Here is a 23017-nt window from a genome sequence, read left to right on the forward strand (position 1 = left end):
ATCCAGCCGGGACAGAAACGACTGCCTCTGAGCCTTACGGCGTACCGGCAAACGCAGCCTGCAACCAGTCATGCATCAACCGGTAGCTGCGTGCGGCAGCACGCGCATCGTAACGGCAACCGGCCGAGTTCTCGCCCACCTCGGTGAAGCAGTGCACAGCGTGGCCGATCACCACGAACTGCCAGTCAGCCGGACTGCCGCGCATCTCGTCCAGGAACTTGTCGGCGTCCGGCATGGTGCCCTTGTCGTCGGCGCCGTTCATCGCCAACACGCGTGCCTTGATGTTTTTCCCCAGCGCCGGGTCGTCGGTGGTCAGGCCACCGTGGAACGACACCACCGCGGCAATATCCGCGCCACTGCGCGCGAGATCCAACACGGCCGACCCACCGAAACAGAAACCGATCGCAGCCAGCTTGCCGGGATCGATCGGCGCACTGGACACCTGCGCCTTGAGCTGGACCAACGCCTCGTTTATCCGCTTGCGCATCAGTGCACGATTACCGTACAGCGGTTTCACCGCCGCCTGCGCCTGGTCTGCCTTGCCCTGCTGCGGGCGCACGCTGGCGCCATACATGTCGGTGAGCAGGATCACGTAATCCTTGCCGGCGATCATCTCGGCCTTCTGCACGGCCGCATCGTTGATGCCATACCAGTTCGGCACCATCACCAGACCGGGCCGTTTCGCGGTGCTCGCATCGTCGTAAACCAGCACGCTGCGGAAACGCGTGCCATCCAGCGTCCATTCGACCGGACGGTGCACCATCTTCGCCTGCGCGGCGAAGCTTGAACCGGCCAGCAACAGCAAGCAGCAAAGTCGGGCGGTGCGCATGACGGCTTCCTCCTAAGTTAAGTCTTGTGGTTTGTCCCGGTCGGCCGGGAAAAGAAACTCAAAGTCCGGCAGCATGCCCGGCGATGCGCCGCTTCAGCGGTGCAAGGTGATCGAGCAGACGCACGCCGAGTCCGCGCGCGGCGACCAGCGCCGGCGACTGCCATGCATAGATGCGTGCAAGCGCGTCGAAACCCATCGCATCGAGTGTGTCGGCACTGCGCCGGCGTCGTGCGTAACGGCGCAGTACGTGCTCGGCGCCGATGCCACGACCGGCCGCGCGCGCAGCGAGCAAGGTATCGCGCAGCTCAGCCACATCACGCAGTCCCAGGTTGACGCCCTGCCCGGCCAGCGGATGTACCGCGTGCGCTGCATCGCCAAGCAGCACGAAGCGATCCGCCTGATAGCGTTCAGCCAGTTGCAGTTTCAACGGAAACGCTGCACGCGGCGTACTGGCGACGATGCGCCCCAGACGGAAGTCGCTGGCCATGCCGAGTTCATTGAGGAAGGTCGCGTCGTCCAGTGCCAGCACCCGCTGCGCCTCGGCTTCGGGCAGCGACCATACGATCGAGCTGCGGCCATCGGCCAGCGGCAGCAAGGCCAACGGCCCGCTCGACAGGAAGCGTTGCCAGGCGGTGTTCTCGTGCGAGCGCTCGGTAGCCACGTGTGCCACCACGGCGCGCTGCGCATAGTCGCGGCCATGCGTACCGATGCCGGCCAACTGGCGCAGCGGCGACGCCGCGCCATCAGCGGCCACCAGCAATCCGGCAGCCAGTGTTTCGCCGTCCGCCAGTTCCAGCTGGATACGATCCTCGCGCGCCTCGAAACCCTTCACCTCCGCCGGGCACAGGCGGCGCACGCCGGCCGCTTCCAGCGCCTGCCACAACGTCCACTGCACCAGGTTGTTCTCGACGATATAGCCGAGCAGTTCACGGCCTTCGCTGGGCGCATCGAAATCGATCGCGGCGCCGCTCTCGGCATCCCATACATGCATATGCGCATACGGCCCCGCACGCGCAGCGCGGATGGACGGCCAGACGCCCAGGTCATCTAGCAACGCCAGCGATGACGGCGCCAGGCCGACCACGCGCAGGTCCACTTCGTCGCCTGCGCTCCACGCCGTCGGCGCACGCGCCTCCAGCAAGGCGGTGCTGAAGCCGGCACGCGCCAGTGCCAATGCAGCAGCGGCGCCGACCATGCCGCCGCCAACCACGGCAACATCCAGTGCCGGTGCGCGCCGGCGGGTCGAGGCTTCCTGCAGCGGTGTGCTCATGGCAACCGCTCCAGCACGGCCAGCGGCGGTTCACCGCGAAAGCCCATGCCGCGTCGCGCGAATGCGCGTTGCAGCGGTGGTACACGATCGCAGGCCAGCAGCGCGAGTGATCTCAATGGCGCCAGCAGCGGTTGTGCCAGGCAGGCCAGCCGCACCAGGCCATGGCTCATCGCCATGGTGCCGTCGCGATCCGGCGCGCGGCGCGCGGCGTAGCGTGCCAACAGCTCCGCGGCGCCCGGATCGGGGGCGTCAGCCACCAGCTCGGCCAGTGTCAACGCGTCGCGCAGGCCGAGATTGAAGCCTTGCGCACCGATCGGATGCACGGTCTGCGCGGCATTGCCAACCAGCACCGCGCGCGGCCCGGTCAATTGCACCGCTGCGACGCGCTGAATCGCATAGGGATGGCGTTTGCCCGGCCGACTGAGGCGACCCAGACGCCAGCCAAAGCGGCGCTGTGCCAGCTCGACGAAGGCTGCATCGTCCAGCGCGGCGACCGCCGCCGCTTCGTCGGCAGCCACGGTGAGCACCAGCCCGCAACGACGTTCGGCCAGCGGCAGCACCGCGATCGGACCGTCATCGGCGAAGCGCTCGTAGGCACGATTGGCATGATCGCGTTCCGGGGTGACCGTGCAGACGAACAGAGTCTGCCGGTAATCATGCTGTTCGGCCTCGATGCCGAGCTGCACGCGCACGAACGACCCGGTTCCGTCCGCACCCACCAGCAATGGCGTATCGATGCTATGCACACCGGCCGCCGTTCTGACCTGCGCACGCCAGCCGTCGGCCACTGGTTCCAATGCCATCAGGGTGGCGGGTGCGAGCCGGGTCAGCCGGGTGCATTCATCCAGACGGCGCAGCAGGGCCGCACCAAGCTCACGTGCCGGTAGCGTCCAGCCCAGCGCGTCGACACCGTGTTTGTCGGCGTCGATGCGTGCACTGCCGAATTCACCGGCCCGGCTCACATGGATATGCCGGATCGGGGTAGCACGTGTGACGGCGTGGCGCCAAACGCCGATCGCGTCGAGCCCGTTGACGGTGGCCCGTGCCAGCGCCAGGTTGCGTTCGTCGTAGCTGGGCTGGGCGTCGGCACGCGGCGCGGCGGTTTCGACCAGGGTCGCGGCGATACCGGCCGCATCCAGCGCGATCGCCAGGCTGGCGCCAACCAGGCCACCGCCGATGATCAGTACACCGGGGCTGTTCAAGGCAGGGGATTCGGAGGCATTCATAGCGTCGATAATACGCGTTGACCGCACCGATGTTGATCTGGCGGCCCTCGCATTCGGCTAGACTAGCGGTCTATTTCAGACGCCCACATGGAACCCCTCATGGTCAAGACGCTGACCCAACGCCTCGGCATCTTGCTTGCACTCGCGCTGCTGATGGCGGCCACCCGCACGCATCACTCGCTGCTTCATCATTTCGATGCGCTGCCGGATGCCTCCTGGGGCATTTTCTTCCTCGCCGGTTTCTGGCTGCGCGGCACCGGCCGCTGGGCGTTCCCGTTGCTGATGGCCGAAGCGGTGTTGGTCGACTACCTGGTGATCAGTGGCCAAGGCATCGATTTCTGGAGCCACTACTGCGTATCGGTGGCCTACTGGTTCCTGATCCCGTCGTATTTCAGCCTGTGGCTGGGTGGCAGCTGGCTGGCCAAGCATCAGCTCGGCCTGCGCCTGCCCACCTTGGGGCTCGCCCTGGTGGCACTGCTGGTCAGTTGGGCCGCGTGCTATCTGGTCTCCAACGGCAGTTTCTACTGGCTCAGCAACAGCGTACCGCTGCCACGCAGCTTCGCCAGCTGGTTTGCCAATCTGGGCGACTGGTACCTGCCCTTCCTGCAGACCACCGTCCTGTATGTCGGTATTGGCGCCGTGCTGCACGTGCTGGTCATCCAGATGGCGCGTGCGCTCAAGCATGCCGACCAGCCCAATCTGCCGCGTTAAAGCGCGATGGGTAACCGTCTCTCGAAGATCTACACCCGCACCGGCGACGATGGCAGTACCGGCCTGGGTGACGGTTCACGGGTAGCCAAGGATTCGCTGCGCGTGGCCGCCTACGGCACGGTCGATGAACTCAACAGCACCATCGGCATGGTGCTCGCCGCCGATGGCGTCGATGCCGCGGTGGCCGATGTGCTCGGCCAGGTACAGCACGCCTTGTTCGATCTCGGCGGCGAGTTGTGCATCCCTGGCATGGCGATGATCGAGGACGCTGACATCCTGCGGCTGGAACAGGTGCTGGACGGCTTCAACGATCCGTTGCCGCCGCTGAAGGATTTCATCCTGCCCGGTGGCGGCATGGCCGCCGCCTGCTGCCATCTGGCACGCACGGTGTGCCGTCGCGCCGAACGCGAGGTGATCGCGCTGGCACGGGTGGAAGATATCCGCACCCAGCCACAGCGCTACCTCAACCGGCTGTCGGACCTGCTGTTCGTGATCTCACGCGTGCTGGCACGCGCCAGCGGCCATGGCGAAGTGCTGTGGCAGCACGAGCGCCGGCGCAAGCCCCAGCCTGCCGGATAAACCGCAGCATGCTGCGGCTGTACACCCATCCCGCCTGTCTGCAGCACGATCCCGGCCCGGATCATGCCGAGCGCCCCGCACGATTGCGCGCAGTACTGCAGGCGCTGGATCACGACCGCTATGCCACGCTCGACCGGATCGAGGCGCCGCTGGCCACCCGTGAACAGCTGCTGCGGGTGCATAGCGTCACCCATGTCGAACACATCCTGGCCAATGCCCCGCTGGATGGTATGTATCGGCTGGACGAGGACACCCTGATGTCGCCGGGCTCGGTCGAGGCGGGCCTGCGCGCCGCTGGCGCCGTGGTGGCGGCCGTTGATGCCGTGCTGACCGGCGCGACCCAGCGGGCGTTCTGCGCGGTGCGGCCGCCCGGCCACCATGCCACCCGCGATCAGGCGATGGGCTTCTGCTTGTTCAACAACATCGCCATAGGTGCCGCGCATGCGCTGGTGACACATGGGCTGAAACGGGTCGCGATCGCCGATTTCGACGTACACCACGGCAATGGCACGCAAGCCATCTTCGAACGCGAGCCGCGTGTGCTGTTCGTTTCCAGCCATCAATCGCCGTTGTATCCGGACAGTGGTCGCGAGGACGAACGCGGCGTCGGCAACATCGTCAACGGTACGCTGTCGCCAGGGGCCGGCTCGCACGAGTTCCGCGAGCTGTGGGATGGCCTGCTGCTGCCACGCCTGCATGCCTTCAAACCGCAGTTGGTGCTGGTTTCGGCCGGCTTCGACGCACACCGCAACGACCCGCTGGCGGACATCCGGCTTGGCCAGGAAGACTATGCCTGGATCACCGAACGACTGACGGGAGTGGCACGCACGCACGCAGCCGGCCGGATAGTGTCCACCCTCGAAGGCGGCTACGACCTGGCAGCGCTGGCCGCCAGCGTGGCGGCCCACGTCAGCATGCTGATGACCTGACCTACCTGGTGCCGGCGCTTGCCCGAACCGTCATTCGAAGTTGGTCTTGCTCAACTTATGCCCATTCATGCTGAATCCTCGCACTGGCCGGATAAAGTTTGCCTGCCGTGCAGGAGATGTTTCTGCTAGCTTAACCAGCCTTCAAAGCCGGCAGACTTCCATTGTGACGTCCAAGTTCCCTCCACGCCGCCTGTTGGCGGTTGCCGCAGCCCTTGCCCTGATCGGTGGACAAGCCGAAGCCAAGGGCCAGAATCCCAAAACCTCGCTGGACGGGTCGGAACAAGTGTGCCCGCTGGGATCGTTTCACTGCGAGCCGCGACCGTACAACTTCGCCATGTGCCGACCCAACGCCATGCTGGAGTTCTACGACCCGACCCTGCCGGCGGATTCCAACCTGCGCGATACCAGCACTGCGTTTGTCAGGTCAAAGTACTTTGAAAGTACCGACCAGGTGCTTTACCACTTGTCCGGGGATGCCTGGCTGACTCGCGACGACCAGCGAATACAGGCCGACACGATCGATTACAACGACAACACCACCGACTACGACGCCCGCGGGAACGTCCGCTACCAGGAGGCGGGCCAGCTGATGGCCGGCACCCATATGCGCGGCAATTCCAATGATGGCCGAGGCATCGCGGACGATGTGCGCTATCAGATGCTCGATTCGCGCGGCAATGGTGTGGCGAAGCAGGGACAGATGCTGGATACCATGCACAGCCGCTATACGCTGGCCACCTATTCCACCTGCGACCTCGGCAACCATGTGTGGGAGTTCCGCGGCAAGACGATCACGATCGACAAGGATACCGGCGTCGGTGTGGCGCGCGACGCCACGATGCGGATCGGCAAGGTGCCGTTCCTGTATCTGCCGTACTTCAGCTTCCCCGTCGACCACAGGCGCAAGAGCGGATTCCTGTACCCCACCTTCTCCAGAACCAGCCGCTCCGGTTTTGAGATCAGCGCACCGTACTACCTGAACCTGGCGCCGAACTACGATGCTACGCTGGATCCACGCATCTACAGCTCGCGTGGTCCGCTGCTCGCCGGTGAGTTCCGCTATATCGTGCCAAACAGCGCCGGCACAGCGCCAAGCAGCACCGGCCAGCTCAATGTGGAATACGTGCCGCACGACTCTGGCGAGAGTGACGGCCTGGCCAATACCCAAGGCACGTCCCGCTACCTGATCGACTACACCGACAACACCAAGCTTTGGTCGGGCTGGTCCTTGGTCGGCTCATACAACCATGCATCGGACAGCAGTTTCCTTTACGACTACGGCAACGCGCTGACGAAGACCGTGATCTATACCCTGACCTCCAATGTCGCGATCGTCGGGTACGGCAAATGGTGGAATGCCTCGTTCGGCGGCTTGTACTACCAGAACACCAACCCATTCGTGACCGACTATGTGCTGCCTTATCAACAGCTGCCATACGCGAATTTCAACGTGGACTTGCCGCTGACGCGCTGGCTGCAATTCGGCATGAACGACACTGCCGGTGCGTTCCGCAAGGACGGTTACGTCGAGGGCCAGCGGCTGGATCTTTACCCCTACCTTGCTGCCGACTTCGGTTCCTCAGCATGGTTTATACGGCCCAAACTGGCCTACCGCTACACCGACTACCAGTTGAATGCTGGTTATCAGAACTATGGTTACTACGGACTGCTTGGCAGTGGCACCACCACGCCGTTCACCCAGCAGTCGCCCAGCCGCTCTCTGCCGATCGTCAGCATCGACAGTGGCCTGGTGTTCGACCGCAGCACCACGCTGTTTGGCCAGAACTTTACACAGACTCTGGAGCCGCGCGTGTACTACCTGTACGTGCCATACCGCAACCAGAACAATCTGCCACTATTCGATACCGCCCTGATGTCATTCGACTATTGGCAGCTGTTCTCGCCAAACCAATATTCCGGCGCGGATCGCCAGATGAACGCGAACAACCTTACCGGAGCACTCACCACCCGCCTGCTCGACGACGACGGCGTCGAGCGGTTGTCGGCTAGTTTCGGGCAGATCCACTATTTCACACCGCAGCTTGTACAGCTGCCCGTCGGGGCGAACACGGTCACCCCTGCCACCGACTGGTCGGGTTCGGACTACGTGGCCGAGCTCGACCTGCAGCTCAGCGACCGGTGGCGCCTGAACAGTGAATACCAGTGGAGCCCTAACACCCGGGTGACCGACATGGCTTCACTGGAGCTACAGCACCGGCTGGGCAACGACGGCATCCTCAATTTCTCGTACCACTACCGCCGTGGCCTGATGGAACAATACAGCGTTTCCACGGTCTACCCGCTGTCCGAGCGCTGGCGCCTGCTCGGATCCTGGACCTATTCCGTTGCTGTAAAAAACATGATCCCGGCACCGACGGGAACGACCGAGGCAATGGCTGGCGTGGAATACGACAGCTGTTGCGTCACCTTGCGATTGGTCGACCGCAATTACGTAAACGAGGGTTACTACGGGGTAGGCCCGGTTCCCACCGGCACCAGCATCAACCTTCGCGACAATGCCATCATGTTCGAGGTGGTCTTCAAGGGACTCGGCTCGTCAGGCGGCGAGATCGATCCCCTGCTACACCGTGATATTCTCGGCTATCAATAATCGCAGCAGTCACCGGCTTTAACAGATGAAGCAACCCATTGCATTTCTCCTGTTCGCACTTGCGAGCATCCTTCCCCTTCATGCTCAACTCCTGACACCGGCCGCTCCAGCGGCAGCAGCCAGGCAGCCACTGGATCGCATCGTGGCCGTTGTCAACGACAGTGTGATCCTGCAGAGCGAGCTGAATGACGCCGTGCGCTCGATCCAGCAGCAATACGCCAGCCAGCCCGGGCAGTTGCCGCCGATGAACGTGCTGCAGCAGCAGGTACTCGATCGACTGGTGCTGATGCGGTTGCAGCTCGAGAAGGCAGAGGATCAGGGCGTTCGCATCTCCAACGAGGACGTCGACCAGGCCGTTGCCAGCGTAGCCCAGCAGAACAAGCTCACGCCCGACCAATTGCGCGCCGAAGTGGAGCAGTCCGGCAGCAGCTTTGCGGCATTTCGCGAGCAACTGGCCGACCAGATCACCGTGCAGCGCCTGCATCAGAGCGTGGTGCACGACTCGGTCTCGGTTACCGACAGCGAGATCGACAACCTGTTGAGCAGCCCGACCTACAAGGCCGGCGAGGTGCATCTGGCGCATATCCAGATCAGCATTCCCGGCGGCGCCGACGCTTCCGCGATTCAGGCCAGCCAGGCCAAGGCCGAGCAGGCGCTCGCGGCGATCAAGGGTGGCATGGATTTCAATGCCGCGGCGATCCGCTACTCCGATGCTCCCGATGCGCTGGATGGTGGCGACCTCGGCTGGCGACGGATGGACGAGGTACCGCCAGCCTTTGCCGACACGCTCGAGTCGATGAAACCCGGCGATGTCAGTGGGGCACTGCGGGGCCCGACCGGCTTCCACATCCTCAAGCTGATCGACCAGCGCCAAGCCGGCCGCAAGATGGTCACCGAGTTCCATGCACGGCAGATCCTGATCGCACCGAGCGATCTGGTGACCCCGGCGCAGGCCGAGCAGCAGGCGCATGACCTGTATAACCGCATTGTCAACAAGCATGAGGACTTCGCCGCTCTGGCGAAGGAATATTCCAAGGATCCCACCACCGCCAATGCCGGCGGTGACATGAACTGGTTCGCACAGGATCAGTGGGGCTCGATCATCGCCAAGCAGCTTGATGGACTGAAGGATAACCAGATCTCGCAACCGTTCCAGAGCGAAGCCGGCTGGCACATCCTGCAACGCCTCGGCACCCGCCAGAGCGACCAGACTGTGCAGCTCGGACGCGACCAGGCGCGCTTAGCTATCGGCAACCGCAAGGCGGATCAGGCCTATGACGACTTCCTGCGCGACCTGCGTGCAAACGCCTACATCAACATCCTGGTACCCGAGCTGCGTGATACAGACAACCAGGCTGCTGCCGGCACATCGCCGTAAGCCTGCTTGAACGCTGATCTCCCCCGGCTCGCGGTCACTGCCGGCGAGCCGGCGGGCATCGGTGCAGAGCTGCTGATCCGTCTGGCCGCCAGTCCACTGGCGGCCGACCTTGTGGCCATCACCGATCGCGCCTTGCTGGAGCGTGCAGCCGCACGCTGTGGCACGAGCATCAAGCTTGTCGATGATGACGGCAGCAGGCAGACCACCCGCCGCGCGGGCACGCTGCGCCTGTGTCCGGTGCCGCTGGCAGTCGCCGAGGTGCCTGGCCAACCCGACCCGCGCAATGCCCGGCATGTGCTGGCCACGCTGGCCGAGGCAGCCGATGGCTGCATGGCCGGTCGCTATGCGGCGGTGGTCACCGCACCGTTGCAGAAATCGTCGATCAACGAGGCCGGCATCCCTTTCAGCGGGCATACCGAATTCTTCGCCGAACGCGCGCACGCCGACGTAGTCATGATGCTGGCCAGCCCGGAGCTACGGGTGGCACTCGCAACCACGCACCTGCCGCTGGCGGCAGTCTCCGCCGCGATCACGCGCGCCGTACTGACCCGCACACTGCGCATCATGCACGCCGAGCTGCAAAACAAGTTCGGTATCGCCGCACCGCGCATTGCCGTACTCGGACTCAATCCGCACGCAGGTGAGGGCGGCCACCTCGGCCGCGAGGAAATCGATACGCTGATCCCGGTGCTGGACATGCTGCGCGGCGAAGGCATGCGCCTGCTCGGCCCGCTGCCCGCCGACACTGCGTTCGTGCCAGCGCAGCGTCAGCACTACGATGCGGTGCTGGCGATGTACCACGACCAGGCGCTACCCGTATTGAAAAGCGAAGCGTTCGACCGCACCGTGAACCTCACGCTCGGCCTGCCGTTCATCCGTACCTCGGTCGATCACGGCACCGCACTGGATCTGGCCGGCACGGGCCGGGCCGATCCGGCCAGCTTGATCGCCGCAGCTACCATGGCCATCGACCTAATACGCCGTAGAAACGAGTGGAGAGGAGTGAGAAACGAGTGAACCGCCCCGGTCTTTACTCACTTCTCACTCCTCTCCACTCACTCCTGACCCTATGAACGCCCGCCCCAAGAAAAGCTTCGGCCAGCACTTCCTGAACGACCGCCGTTACATCGACCGCATCGTTAGCGCGGTCGCACCGAAGGCCGAGGACTTCGTGGTCGAGATCGGCCCAGGCGAAGGCGCGCTAACGTTGCCGCTGCTGGCAGCGGCCGGCAAGCTCACCGCGATCGAGCTGGATACCGACCTGATTCCCGGCCTGCAGGCACGCGCTGCCGCTGCGGGCGAACTGCACATCATCCACGCGGACGTACTGAAGGTGAACTTCACCGCGCTGGCGCACAGCCACGGCGTGCCGCGCCTGCGCATCGCCGGCAACCTGCCCTACTACATCTCCAGCCCGATCCTGTTTCACTGCGTCGAGCATGCCGCGGCGATCCAGGACATGCACTTCATGCTGCAGAAGGAAGTAGTCGACCGGATGGCTGCCGAGCCGGGCAGCAAAGTCTACGGCCGGCTGTCCGTGATGCTACAGCTGGCCTGCCGGGTCGAGCCGCTGTTCAATGTGCCGCCGGAAGCATTTCGTCCACCACCGAAAGTGGAGTCCGCCGTGGTGCGGTTGCTGCCACTACCGGCGGAGGAGCTGCATGACGCCAGGCCCGAGCATGTGTATGCGGTGGTCAAGGCCGCCTTCGGGCAACGACGCAAGACGCTCGCCAACGCGCTAAAGCAATTGTTGGACAGCGACGCGATCCGTCGCGCCGACGTTGACCCCAAGGCCCGCGCCGAAACGCTCGCTCCGGCCGACTTCGTGCGATTGGCCAAGATTTACGGCAATCTTGGAACTCACGCCTGATCTGCTACGGATGATGGTCACGTCACCCCATTCGCGACGTCAGGCCTTACAATCCGGACATGACTGAAAAATCTTCCTACACGATCGACGTGCAGGTCGAAACCCGCTTCGTCCCCGACCAATCGAAGCCCGGTGACAATCGCTACGTTTTCGCCTACACCATCACCCTGCGCAATGCCGGCGACATGCCGGCACGCCTGCTCACGCGCCACTGGCTGATCACCGATGCCAACGGCAAGGTGGAGGAAGTGCGCGGCGATGGCGTAGTAGGCGAACAGCCGTGGATGCGCCCGGGCGATGATTTCGAATACACGTCCGGCGCGGTACTGGAGACTCCGGTGGGCACGATGGGTGGCAGTTACCAGATGCTGGCCGACGACGGTACGCAGTTCGATGCGCCGATCCCGACCTTCACCCTGTCCATCCCGCGTACGCTGCACTGATGGCCCAGCTCTGAGATGGCCACATATGCGATAGGCGACGTGCAGGGCTGTTATCCCGAACTGCAACGACTACTGGACAAGCTGCGCTTTGACACGGCACAGGATCAACTGTGGTTCTGCGGTGACCTGGTCAATCGCGGCGGGCAGTCGCTGGAGACGTTGCGACTGATCCACGGCTTGCGCGAGCACTGCGTGGTCACGCTTGGCAACCACGACCTGAGCCTGCTGGCGATCGCCCAGCGGCGCCCGGATGCACAGGCACGAGTGAACCCCGAACTGCGCGAAGTATTGTTCGCCGAGGATGCGCCCGTGCTGTTCGAATGGCTGCGCTCGCAAAAGCTGTTGCACCACGACGAACAACTCAACTGGACCATGGTGCATGCCGGCCTTGCACCGATGTGGACCCTGCGCCAGGCCCAGCGCTGCGCTCAGGACGTTGAGCGCGAACTGTCCAGCCCGCGTCATCCGCGGCTGCTGCGCAACCTGTTTGGCAACCGGCCGGCGGTGTGGTCAAGCCGGCTGCAGGGTCTGGATCGCCAACGCGCGACCATCAACACGATGACCCGGATGCGCTACTGCGACGTCAATGGCCGTATCGATTTCGAGGCCAAGGACATTCCCGGCACGCAGAAGCCAGGCCTGTACCCATGGTTCGAGGTGCCCGGCATGCGTCGCCGTGACACCCGCATCGTCTGCGGCCACTGGTCAGCGCTCGGCCGTTTCGCCGGGCTCGGCGTGCATGCGATCGACACCGGCTGCGTCTGGGGTGGTCAGCTCACTGCGCTGCGGCTGGACGGCGAGGAGCCGCGATACATCACGGTCAACGCCGAACCGCATCGCAAGCGACCACCGGGCGTCGAGGATTGATTCTTCCATCCATGAAAAACCCCGCCAAGGCGGGGTTTTTCATGGATATCACGCTGACTCAGGCCAGCTGGCCATGGCAGTGTTTGTATTTCTTGCCCGAACCACACGGGCATGGGTCGTTGCGACCAATCTTGGGGCCGTCTTGCTGCGTAGGCCGCGGCGCGCCAGCCTGCCCCTCCAGCGCTTCTCCACCACCAAACGCATCCACTGGTGCACCACCGCCAGTCGCCAGCATCTGCTTCTGCAGGCGCTCAGCCAGGCGCTGCTGTTCGGCTTCCATTTCAGCGACTTCTTCCTCGCTGCGAATGCGGATCCGCGCCAGCATCTGCACTACCTCGGCCTTGATCCGGTCGAGCATTTCGGAGAACAGCCTGAACGACTCGCGTTTGAACGCCTGCTTCGGATCCTGCTGGGCATAGCCGACCAGGTAGATGCCCTGGCGCAGGTAATCCATGTTGGACAGGTGCTCCTTCCACGCGTTGTCGACCACGGTCAGCATGATGTGCTTTTCCAGCTGACGCATGGTATCCACACCGATCTGCGCCTCTTTCGCCTGGAACAGTTCGTTCACAGCGCCCTGCACATGCTCGTGGATCATCTCGGCATCCACTTCATGCTGCTGCTCGACCCAGTGTTTGAGGTCAAGCGAAAGGCCGAACGTGGCTTCCAGCTCGCGGTTCAGGCCGGCCAGATCCCACTGCTCATCGATGCTCTCGGCCGGCACGTGCGCGCGCACCAAGGACTGCGTCACATCCTCGCGAATATCGGCAACAGTAGCCGACACATCCTCGCCCTCGAGCAGCTCGTCGCGCTGGCGGTAGATCACCTTGCGCTGATCGTTGGCGACGTCGTCGAATTCCAGCAGGTGCTTGCGGATGTCGAAGTTGTGCTGCTCGACCTTGCGCTGCGCCTTCTCGATCTGCCGGCTGATCATGCGATCTTCCAGCGCATCGTCGTCCTTCATGCCGAAGCGCTTCATCCAGCGGACCAGGCCTTCGCCACCGAAGATGCGCAGCAGGTTGTCTTCCAGCGACAGATAGAAGCGCGACGAACCGGGATCGCCCTGACGGCCGGAACGACCGCGCAGCTGGTTGTCGATACGCCGCGACTCGTGCCGCTCGGTGCCGATGATATGCAGGCCGCCGGCCGCCAGCACCTGTTCGTGCAACTTCTTCCATTCGGCCTTGGCGCGCTGGCGATCCATCTCGCTGGCATCTGCCGGCAACGCCGCCAGAGCGACTTCCAGACTGCCACCAAGCACGATGTCGGTACCACGACCGGCCATGTTGGTGGCAATGGTTACCTGGCCGGGCGCACCGGCCTGCGCCACGATGTGCGCCTCGCGCTCATGCTGCTTGGCGTTGAGGACCTCGTGCACCACCTTGGCCTTGGTCAGCATGCCGGACAGCAGCTCGGACACCTCGATCGAGGTGGTACCGACCAGCACCGGCTGGCCACGCTTGTGGCAATCCTTGATGTCCTCGATCACCGAGCGGTATTTCGGATCCTGCGAGAGGAAGATCATGTCCGAGTTGTCCTTGCGGATCATCGGCATGTGGGTGGGGATCACCACCACCTCCAAGCCATAGATGCTCTGGAACTCGAACGCCTCGGTGTCGGCCGTACCGGTCATGCCGGCCAGCTTCTTGTACATGCGGAAGAGGTTCTGGAACGTCACCGTGGCCAGCGTCTGATTCTCGCGCTGGATCGGCACGCCTTCCTTCGCCTCGACCGCCTGGTGCAGGCCGTCGGACCAGCGACGGCCCGGCAGGGTGCGACCGGTGAACTCATCGACGATGATCACTTCGCCATCGCGCACGATGTAATCCACATCGCGCTGGTAGATGCCATTGGCCCGCAATGCGGCATTGAGGTGATGCACCACCGCCAGGTTCTTCGAATCGTACAGGCCGCTGTCCTGCTCGATCACCCCGACTTCGCGCAGCAACTCGTCGGCGTGCTGCATGCCCGCTTCGGACAGGTGTACTTGCTTCTGCTTCTCGTCGACCCAATAGTCGCCGGCGCCTTCCTCCTCTGTCTGCCGGACCATTTTCGGCACGATCTTGTTTACCGCGAGATACAACTGCGGGGAGTCCTCGGCCGGTCCGGAAATGATCAGCGGTGTGCGCGCCTCATCGATCAGGATCGAGTCGACCTCATCGACGATTGCGTAGTGCAGGCCGCGCTGGTAGCGCTGTTCCTTGCTCAACGCCATGTTGTCGCGCAGGTAGTCGAAACCGAATTCGTTGTTGGTGCCGTAGGTGATGTCGGTGGCGTACGCCTCGTGCTTGTCGGCATGCTCCATGCCCGGGTACACCACGCCCACATTCATGCCGAGGAAGTTGTACAGCTTGCCCATCTGCGCGGAGTCACGCCGGGCCAGATAGTCGTTGACGGTGACCACGTGCACGCCCTTGCCGGCGAGTGCGTTGAGGTACACCGGCAAGGTGCCGACCAGGGTCTTGCCCTCACCGGTGCGCATCTCGGCGATCTTGCCTGAATGCAGCACCATGCCACCGATCATCTGCACGTCGTAGTGGCGCATGCCCAGCGTCCGCTTGGCTGCCTCGCGTACTACTGCAAACGCCTCCGGCAACAGCTTGTCCAGCGATTCACCTTCGGCAACCCGTTGCTTGAATTCGGCGGTCTTGCCACGCAGGGCTTCGTCACTGAGCTTCTCGAACTCGGGTTCCAGCGCGTTGATACGGGTAACGGTCCGGGAAAGCTGGCGCAATACACGATCATTGCGGCTACCGAACAGGCTCGTCAGGGCACGGTTGAACATGGATCTTCCGAATTGGGAAACAGGATGCCCGCTAGAATCGCGAGCCAATCGGGCATATTACTACATGGCTATCAAGGCAGGCCTATCAACCCGGGCCCATCAAGCCATGCCTGTCGTTGCACCGCCCCACTGGCTCGTTGCAGAAGTGCCGCGGGCCTCAGCCATCGTGAATGGCGCCGACCATGGCCGGATTCAAGGGACAGGTGGCCGCGAGACGATGCCTACCGATGATTGCGTACAAAGGCCAGCGGATTGACCACGCGGCCGTCGTACCAGACCTCGAAATGCACATGCGACCCGGTCGAGCGCCCGGTGGAACCGGCCTGGGCGATCACGTCGCCGACCTGCACGTGCTGGCCCGGGTGTACGTCCAGCGCGCTATTGTGCGCATAGCGGGTCATGTAGCCATTGCCGTGGTCGATTTCGATCACGTTGCCATAGCCGCTGCGCACACCGGCATAAGTGACCATGCCTTCGGCGACGGCATGTACCGGGGTGCCGATCGGGGCGGCGATATCGATCCCGGTATGCCGCGCGGAACGACCGTCGAACGGGTCCGCACGCACGCCAAAATAGGATGAGATATAGCCCTGCACCGGCATCCCGGTCGGCTTCAGATTCGATTCGATCCTGGCATCGAGCAACAGGCTCTGCAGTGCCGACAACTGCGCCTGCTGGGTGTCGAGCTGGCTGGCCAGCTGGCTGATGCTGCTGTCCAGCGCCGGGGGCAGTGCATAGGCGCTGCCACTGACATCCTCGACGCCACCCACCGCCGGTGGCTGATCGAAATTGAACTCGCCGTCATCAAGCTTGCCGACCTGAACCAGCCGCTCGCCGAGTGCGTTCAACCGGGTCGACTGGGCTTGCAGTTGGCCAAGCTTCACCGCCAGCGCATCGAGTCCGCGCTGGGAATCCTGGCGTACGCCACCCAACTGTGCGTTCTGCTGCTTGATCTGTTGTTGAAGATCTTGAATTTCCGCCAATGCCCGATCACGCGGGCTGGCCACCGTCAATGCCAGCGTTACTCCGACGCCGACACAACCGATCACCGCCACGGCCAGCACCGAAAGCAGCTTCCAGCGCAGGCGCCGGTCAGTCAGATCAAAGGTTTTCGGCAATTTCCTGGAGCGTGATACGAGTATGATTTGCATGTCTTTCCAACATCGAATTCCGGCACCATGCAGCACCCTTCTCCAGCCATTTCCCGCCGCATCGGCAACGGACCGAAGTCCTTGGTCGAATGCGGCTCCTTCGCGACACTGGCCAGAAAGGCCGGCGCGCTGGAGGCGCTGGATCGCGCACTGCGCCAGACGTTGCCGTCGCCGTTGCGCGAGCAGGTGAGATTCGCCGACCTGCGCAACGACCGCCTCGTCTTTCTGGCGTCCTCACCGGCTTGGGCATCGCGCCTGCGTTTGATGCAAACACAGATCCTTGCCACCGCACGCGCCATCGGCACCTGCGCCAGTTCAGTCACCGTGAAAGTGGCCCCCCAACCACCGGTCGCAACAGAGCCGGATCGGTCAAAACCGCTTTCGCTTGCAGCAGCCAGCCATCTCCGGGCCGCTGCCGCTTCAATCTCAGACCCCGAACTGCGGGTACTGTTCCTTGAGCTGGCGTCCCTCGCCGAAACCGCTGATTCCGGAGCCGATGGGGCACATTGAGTGCCATGCACTACCCCATCTCCCACAGGTGACCAGATACCAGACCCGTCACCAGTGGATTGTGCAGTCTGGACTTATACCATGCACTTCCGCCTCCGAACACCCTGGCGTGTCGACAGGGCGTGATGGAGGGACATCCATGAGTGACCCATTTCACAAAAATGAACGGCCGCGTCTCGCGACGCGGCCGTTCATTTGGATCATGCACCAGGCGGTAGCGAGCTGACTCAGATCGCCTGGGCGGGATGTGCATAGGAGATCGGCGAGGTCGCCGGATCGTCCTGGTAGCTGACCTCTTCCCACGCCGTGGCATCGGCCATCAGTGTGCGCAGCAGCTTGTTGTTGAGTTCGTGACCGGACTTGTGCGCGTGGTAAGCGCCAATCAGGCTGTGGCCAAGCAGGTACAGGTCGCCGATCGCGTCGAGGATCTTGTGCTTGACGAACTCGTCCTCGTAGCGGAGGCCGTCCTCATTCAACACGCGGTAATCGTCCAGCACCACCGCATTGTCCATCGAGCCACCCAGCGCCAGGTTCTGCTCGCGCATCGCCTCGATGTCACGCATGAAACCGAACGTGCGGGCCCGGCTCACTTCCTTGACGAAGGACGTGGTCGAGAAATCGATCTCGGCGCGCGAAGTGCGCTTGCTGATGATCGGATGGTTGAAATCAATCGAGAAGCCGACCTTGAAACCTTCGAACGGATCGAAGCTGGCCCACTTGTCACCATCCTGCACCTTCACCGCCTTCTTGATGCGGATGAAGCGCTTGGCGACGTTCTGTTCTTCGATGCCGGCAGATTGCAGCAAGAAGACGAACGGACCGGCACTGCCATCCATGATCGGCACTTCCGGCGCAGACAGGTCGACATAGGCATTGTCGATACCCAGACCGGCCATCGCCGAGAGCAGATGCTCGACCGTGGAGACGCGTGCCTCGCCATTGACCAGCGTGGTCGACAGACGCGTGTCGCCGACATTGTCCTGGCGTGCACGAATGTCCACCGGCGGATTGAGATCCGTGCGACGGAACACGATGCCGGTATTGGGCGCCGCAGGACGCAACGTCATGTACACCTTGTCACCTGTGTGTAGTCCTACACCGGTGGCTCGGATGATGTTTTTGAGCGTACGCTGCTTGATCATTTTTGTTGGTACCCGTGGAGGCAGCAGCCAATCAGGGACGGATGCTAACACAGTTTTAACCTGTGGCAAAAGCAAACCGGACCGTACAGTCTGATTAAATCTTCATGTTTCCTTCATCCTTGACCCGCGGGGACTTTCAGGGCTGCTCCTCCCGTAACTGACGGATCGACACGTCGCCCCATGCCAGGGACGGGAATCCGGCATGGGGCGGCGAACCGGCCGGCACGAGTCAAGCCCGTGCGACTGGTCATGCGTCCTCCGGACGCACAGTCTTGCTGCATACACCAGCGAACATCGATCCGATCGCAGTCAACCCTCAGTTACCTGCCGCCCCGCCGGAATCAACCGGGGCGACACCGATCCGACTGTGACAGCCGGAATGGCCACGCTTGAGGACTGACCCGCATAACGGGCTTTTGTTCAATTATTTCGCGTCTCCTTAACTTAGTGGCTCAGCCTCAGTCGGCCTGACGCCGCAAAAACGCTGGAATATCCAGGTAATCGAAGCCCGGATCTGCCTTGACCTGCGCGGAAGCTTCCGCACGGCTGGAGCTGCCGATCGTCATCTCCGGCTGTGCGTAGTCGACCACTTCGTTGCCGGTGCCGGTACGCAGCACCACCGGGCGCGGGCGCATCTGCATCTGCTGCGTCTCGACCATCCGGATCGGCGGCTGCTGACGCGAGGCGGCGGCACGGTTGAGACCGGTGGCCACTACGGTCACGCGCACGTCGTCCTTCATTTCCGGATCGAGCGAGGTACCGATCACCACGGTGGCGTCTTCGCTGGCGAAGTCATGAATGATACGACCGATTTCGTCGAATTCACGCATGGTCAGGTTCGGACCGGCAGTGACGTTGACCAGGATGCCGCAGGCGCCATTGAGGTTGACGTCTTCGAGCAGCGGGTTCTTGATCGCCGCCTCGGCTGCTGCCTGTGCGCGGTCGTCGCCACGGGCGGTGCCCGAGCCCATCATCGCCAAGCCCATTTCCGACATCACGGTACGCACGTCGGCAAAGTCGACGTTGATCAGGCCCGGCGCGGTGATCAGGTCGGCGATACCCTGCACGGCGCCCTGCAGCACGTCGTTGGCAGCCTTGAACGCATTCAGCAGGGTGACGTCGCGGCCGAGCACGCTGAGCAGCTTCTCGTTCGGCACGGTGATCAGTGAATCGACATGCTGCGACAGGTCCTCGATACCCTTCAGGGCGACCTGCATGCGTCGACGACCCTCGAACGGGAACGGCTTGGTGACCACCGCCACGGTGAGGATGCCCTTTTCCTTGGCCAACTGGGCCACCACCGGTGCTGCGCCGGTGCCGGTACCACCACCCATGCCGGCGGTGATGAACACCATGTCGGCGCCTTCGAGCATCGCCTCGATGCGCTCACGATCTTCCAGTGCCGCCTGACGGCCGACTTCCGGATTGGCGCCGGCACCGAGACCCTTGGTCACGTTACCACCCAGCTGCAGGTGGGTGCGCGAGCTGCAGCTGGTCATCGCCTGGGCATCGGTATTGGCGACGATGAACTCGACGCCTTCGATGTTGGAGTTGAGCATGTGCGCCACGGCATTGCCGCCGCCACCGCCCACGCCGATCACTTTGATTACTGCATTGGGTGCGAGTTTATCAATCAGTTCAAACATTTCCCGTCCTCCGTAGAGTTGTTGTCGTTGTAACCAGGGATCGCGACTCCTGTCGGTCCATGGTGGTGGGCTTAATCCTTCTGCCCCGGGCGACGCTTCCTGCTTCACCCAAAAATCGATAACCAGCGATCAGAAATTCTTGGTAATCCAGCCACGCAACTTGCCGACCAGGCCGCCGACGCTGCCGCCAGCCGGTCCCATGGCGCGCATGCCGCCGGCGCGTGCGCCATGCAGCAGCAGGCCGACGCCGGTGGCATGCAGCGGACTGGAGACGACCTCGCCGAGACCATCGATCTGCTGCGGCACGCCGATGCGCACCATCTTGTGGAAGATCTCCTCGGCCAGCTCCAGCGCGCCTTCCATCTTCGAGGCGCCGCCGGTAAGCACCACGCCGGCGGCGACCAAGCTCTCGTAGCCGGAACGACGCAGCTGGTCCTGCACCATCTCGAAGATTTCCTCGTAGCGCGCCTGCACGCTCTGCGCGAGCGACTGCCGCGCGAGCCGGCGCGGCGGGCGATCGCCGACGCTGGGCACCTGGATGGTTTCCTCGGCATGCGCCAGCCCGGTCTGCGCGCAGGCGTACTTGATCTTGATTTCCTCGGCATGCGCGGTCGGCGTATGCACGCCATAGGCGATGTCGCTGGTGACCTGGTCGCCACCCACCGGCAGCGAAGCGGTGTAGCGGATCGAGCCCTGGGTGTAGATCGCGATGTCGGTGGTACCGGCGCCGATGTCGACCAGGCACACGCCCAGCTCTCGCTCGTCGTCGGTCAGTACGGCCTTGGCGCTGGCCAGGGCGGATGGCACCAGCTCGTCCACCGAAAGGCCGCAGCGCTGGATGCACTTGGTGATGTTCTGCACCGCAGCCGCTGCACCGGTGACCAGATGCACGTTCGCTTCCAGCCGTACGCCACTCATACCGACCGGCGAGCGGATGCCGTCCTGCCCGTCGATGCGGTATTCCTGCGACTCCTTGTAGAGCACCTTGCGGTCGGCCGGGATCGCCACCGCGCTGGCTGCCTCCAGCACCTGCTCCAGGTCGCCTGCGGTCACCTCACGGTCGCGAATGGCCGCGTTGCCGTGAGAGTTGCGGGTTTCCAGATGGCTGCCGGAGATCGACGCGTAGACCGAGCGGATATCGCAGCCAGCCATCAGCTCGGCCTCTTCCACGGCGCGCTGGATCGAGTGCACGGTCGATTCGATGTCGACCACCGAGCCGCGCTTCATGCCGCGCGATACATGGGTGCCGATGCCGATCACGGTGATCGGCTCGCCCGGCTCGTACTCGCCGACGATCGCCACCACCTTCGAGGTGCCGATATCGAGGCCGACTACCAGTTGCTTGTCGTTGCGAGGCTTCATTGGGCGGCCTTCAATAGGCAGATCGTCTTCATGTGCGGGGCGAACCTCCAGCGTTGGCGGCGGCCGCTTGCGGCCAGCGCACGGCAAATCCATTGGTGTAGCGAAGATCGGCGTAGGCAAAGGTGTCGGTATGGCCAGCCATCAGCTGCGGATAAACGTCGAGGAAGCGACGCAGCCGGCGCCCGGCCTGGTCACGGTCGCCAATCACGATCTGCGCGCCAGTGGCCGTGGTGACGCTCCAGCTGCCGCGCTCAGTCAGCGCAACACCCGTGATCTGCAGGTGGGTACCGGCGAATGCCTTCTGCGTCTCGGCGTAGAAACTCACTACCTCGGCCAGTCGTGCATCCGGACCGTGCAGATCGGGCAAGGTGCTGATGCCGTCCGCACCGGGCGCGTCGAATACGAGGCCCTGCCGGCTGATCAGCTGCTTGTCGTTCCAGCGCGCAAACGGCTGACGCTCGTAGATGCGCAGCAGCAAGGTATCCGGCCAGCGCTTGCGCGCCTCGGCCGATTCCACCCACGGCAACGCCGCCACTGCCTTCTGCACGGTATCGAGGTCCAGCGCGAAAAAGCCCTTGCCCAGGCGCGGCAGCACGGCCGCACGGATCTCGTCCGGGCTGACGTGCTTGAACTCGGCCTGCACCGTCAACTGGGTCACCGGCCAGCGGTTGGCCGCAAACCATCCGCGCAGCACGCCGACAATCGGCAGCGCGACCAGCGCAATGGCCAGACACCAGGCAACGAGGCGGATGGTTCCCTTCACGCGCCCTCCCGGATGCTGGTTTCGAGTACGCGCCAGCAGAGTTCCTGATAATCGATGCCGGCCACCGCAGCGGCCTTCGGCACCAGCGAGTGCGAGGTCATGCCCGGTGCGGTGTTCACTTCCAGCAGCCAGTTGCGACCAGCTTGGTCGCGCATCACATCGACGCGGCCCCAGCCGGCGCAGCCCAGCGCATCGAACGCCACCAGCGACAATGCGCGCAGTTCTTCACCCGCTACGCCTTCAAGACCCGGACAGATGTACTGAGTATCTTCGGCCACGTATTTCGCGTTGTAGTCGTAGAACGCAGCCTTCGGCACGATATGGATGCTCGGCAACACCTGACGACCGAGGATCGCGACGGTGAGTTCATCGCCCTCGATCAGGGTTTCCATCAGCAGGTCGCCCGGATACTTTTCGGCCAGCACAACCGCCGCATCCAGATCCTTCTCCGCGAACACCCGCGTCACACCAACACTCGAACCTTCGCAGGCCGGCTTGACGATCAGCGGAAAGCCGACCTGCTTCGCCGCCGCGTACACATCGGCACCGCGTGGCAGCGCGACGAACTTCGGCGTCGGCAAGCCCAGCGACTGCCACACGCGCTTGGAGCGCGTCTTGTCCATCGACAGCGCGGAACCGAGTACACCCGAACCGGTATACGGCACGTTGAGCGACTCCAGCGCTCCCTGCAGCACACCATCCTCGCCACCGCCGTGCTGGCCGTGCAGGATGTTGAATACGCGCGCGAAATGGCCGGCGCGCAGTGCGTCGAGCAGCGCCGGGATGCCGTCAATGGCGTGCGCGTCGATACCGCGTGCCTGCAGCGCGGCCAGCACGTTGCGGCCGGAATCGAGCGAGACCTCGCGCTCGGCCGAGCTGCCGCCCATCACCACGGCGACGCGACCGAACTGGGCGGGATCCGTGATCTTGTTGATGTACTTGTCG

Annotated in this window: 20 protein-coding genes; 10 read left to right on the forward strand and 10 right to left on the reverse strand. The window is 63.5% G+C overall.

Annotation, left to right across the window (positions count from 1 at the left end):
• Positions 1–34: 34 nt before the first annotated feature.
• From GSQ75_RS02905 to ubiH, 3 genes are read right to left on the reverse strand one after another with little or no spacing between them, the layout of a single operon-like run.
• Complete coding sequence (locus GSQ75_RS02905; RefSeq protein WP_158753012.1) at positions 35–829, reverse strand: dienelactone hydrolase family protein; 795 nt, start codon at positions 827–829, stop codon at positions 35–37.
• A gap of 58 nt (positions 830–887) precedes the next feature.
• Positions 888–2099: a UbiH/UbiF/VisC/COQ6 family ubiquinone biosynthesis hydroxylase gene (locus tag GSQ75_RS02910; protein WP_158753013.1), complete on the reverse strand. Its 1212-nt coding sequence runs from the start codon at positions 2097–2099 to the stop codon at positions 888–890.
• Positions 2096–3325 (reverse strand): 2-octaprenyl-6-methoxyphenyl hydroxylase, encoded by a 1230-nt coding sequence (gene ubiH, locus GSQ75_RS02915; RefSeq protein WP_158753014.1) that lies wholly within the window; start codon positions 3323–3325, stop codon positions 2096–2098. Before ubiH ends, GSQ75_RS02910 begins: the two co-directional genes overlap by 4 nt.
• Positions 3326–3424: 99 nt before the next feature.
• Between ubiH and GSQ75_RS02920 the strand changes: the two genes are divergently transcribed.
• From GSQ75_RS02920 to GSQ75_RS02960, 9 genes are all read left to right on the forward strand, one after another.
• Positions 3425–4036 (forward strand): hypothetical protein, encoded by a 612-nt coding sequence (locus GSQ75_RS02920; RefSeq protein WP_158753015.1) that lies wholly within the window; start codon positions 3425–3427, stop codon positions 4034–4036.
• Positions 4037–4042: 6 nt separating this feature from the next.
• Complete coding sequence (locus GSQ75_RS02925; RefSeq protein ID WP_158753016.1) at positions 4043–4615, forward strand: cob(I)yrinic acid a,c-diamide adenosyltransferase; 573 nt, start codon at positions 4043–4045, stop codon at positions 4613–4615.
• An 8-nt stretch (positions 4616–4623) separates the two neighbouring features.
• Positions 4624–5544 (forward strand): histone deacetylase family protein, encoded by a 921-nt coding sequence (locus tag GSQ75_RS02930; protein ID WP_158753017.1) that lies wholly within the window; start codon positions 4624–4626, stop codon positions 5542–5544.
• A 163-nt stretch (positions 5545–5707) separates the two neighbouring features.
• The gene (lptD, locus tag GSQ75_RS02935; RefSeq protein WP_158753018.1) at positions 5708–8155 is read left to right on the forward strand and encodes an LPS assembly protein LptD; all 2448 of its coding nucleotides are present in this window, start codon (positions 5708–5710) and stop codon (positions 8153–8155) included.
• A gap of 25 nt (positions 8156–8180) precedes the next feature.
• Positions 8181–9533, forward strand: a complete 1353-nt coding sequence (locus GSQ75_RS02940) for a peptidylprolyl isomerase (protein ID WP_158753019.1) — start codon at positions 8181–8183, stop codon at positions 9531–9533.
• A gap of 6 nt (positions 9534–9539) precedes the next feature.
• Positions 9540–10550 carry a 4-hydroxythreonine-4-phosphate dehydrogenase PdxA gene (gene pdxA / locus GSQ75_RS02945; RefSeq protein WP_158753020.1) on the forward strand — a complete coding sequence of 337 codons (1011 nt, stop codon included), beginning with the start codon at positions 9540–9542 and terminating at the stop codon, positions 10548–10550.
• 52 nt (positions 10551–10602) lie between these two features.
• Positions 10603–11403: a 16S rRNA (adenine(1518)-N(6)/adenine(1519)-N(6))-dimethyltransferase RsmA gene (gene rsmA / locus GSQ75_RS02950; RefSeq protein ID WP_158753021.1), complete on the forward strand. Its 801-nt coding sequence runs from the start codon at positions 10603–10605 to the stop codon at positions 11401–11403.
• A 59-nt stretch (positions 11404–11462) separates the two neighbouring features.
• Positions 11463–11846: a Co2+/Mg2+ efflux protein ApaG gene (apaG, locus tag GSQ75_RS02955; protein ID WP_158753022.1), complete on the forward strand. Its 384-nt coding sequence runs from the start codon at positions 11463–11465 to the stop codon at positions 11844–11846.
• Positions 11847–11861: 15 nt separating this feature from the next.
• Positions 11862–12713, forward strand: a complete 852-nt coding sequence (locus tag GSQ75_RS02960) for a symmetrical bis(5'-nucleosyl)-tetraphosphatase (RefSeq protein ID WP_158753023.1) — start codon at positions 11862–11864, stop codon at positions 12711–12713.
• 58 nt (positions 12714–12771) lie between these two features.
• On the opposite strand, the gene secA is transcribed toward GSQ75_RS02960, so the two are convergent.
• Positions 12772–15498, reverse strand: coding sequence for a preprotein translocase subunit SecA (gene secA, locus GSQ75_RS02965; protein ID WP_158753024.1), 2727 nt, complete (start codon positions 15496–15498; stop codon positions 12772–12774).
• A gap of 221 nt (positions 15499–15719) precedes the next feature.
• The gene (locus tag GSQ75_RS02970; RefSeq protein WP_158753025.1) at positions 15720–16649 is read right to left on the reverse strand and encodes a M23 family metallopeptidase; all 930 of its coding nucleotides are present in this window, start codon (positions 16647–16649) and stop codon (positions 15720–15722) included.
• A gap of 27 nt (positions 16650–16676) precedes the next feature.
• Here GSQ75_RS02970 and GSQ75_RS02975 point away from each other — a divergent pair, with 27 nt between their 5' ends.
• Positions 16677–17159 (forward strand): DUF721 domain-containing protein, encoded by a 483-nt coding sequence (locus GSQ75_RS02975; protein ID WP_158753883.1) that lies wholly within the window; start codon positions 16677–16679, stop codon positions 17157–17159.
• A 227-nt stretch (positions 17160–17386) separates the two neighbouring features.
• On the opposite strand, the gene lpxC is transcribed toward GSQ75_RS02975, so the two are convergent.
• The 5 genes from lpxC to GSQ75_RS03000 all read right to left on the reverse strand — a co-directional run bounded on the left by lpxC (position 17387) and on the right by GSQ75_RS03000 (position 23007).
• Positions 17387–18301, reverse strand: a complete 915-nt coding sequence (gene lpxC / locus GSQ75_RS02980; protein WP_158753026.1) for a UDP-3-O-acyl-N-acetylglucosamine deacetylase — start codon at positions 18299–18301, stop codon at positions 17387–17389.
• 458 nt (positions 18302–18759) lie between these two features.
• Positions 18760–19947 (reverse strand): cell division protein FtsZ, encoded by a 1188-nt coding sequence (gene ftsZ, locus GSQ75_RS02985; protein WP_158753027.1) that lies wholly within the window; start codon positions 19945–19947, stop codon positions 18760–18762.
• Positions 19948–20076: 129 nt separating this feature from the next.
• Entirely contained in the window at positions 20077–21309 is a 1233-nt protein-coding gene (gene ftsA, locus GSQ75_RS02990; RefSeq protein WP_158753028.1) for a cell division protein FtsA, read from the reverse strand.
• Between the two features lie 28 nt (positions 21310–21337).
• Entirely contained in the window at positions 21338–22072 is a 735-nt protein-coding gene (locus GSQ75_RS02995; protein WP_158753029.1) for a cell division protein FtsQ/DivIB, read from the reverse strand.
• Positions 22069–23007: a D-alanine--D-alanine ligase gene (locus tag GSQ75_RS03000; RefSeq protein ID WP_158753884.1), complete on the reverse strand. Its 939-nt coding sequence runs from the start codon at positions 23005–23007 to the stop codon at positions 22069–22071. The genes GSQ75_RS02995 and GSQ75_RS03000 overlap by 4 nt, the downstream gene beginning before the upstream one ends.
• Positions 23008–23017: the final 10 nt, after the last annotated feature.

The organism is Dyella sp. S184, from assembly GCF_009766065.1.
Classification (GTDB): Bacteria; Pseudomonadota; Gammaproteobacteria; order Xanthomonadales; family Rhodanobacteraceae; genus Rhodanobacter.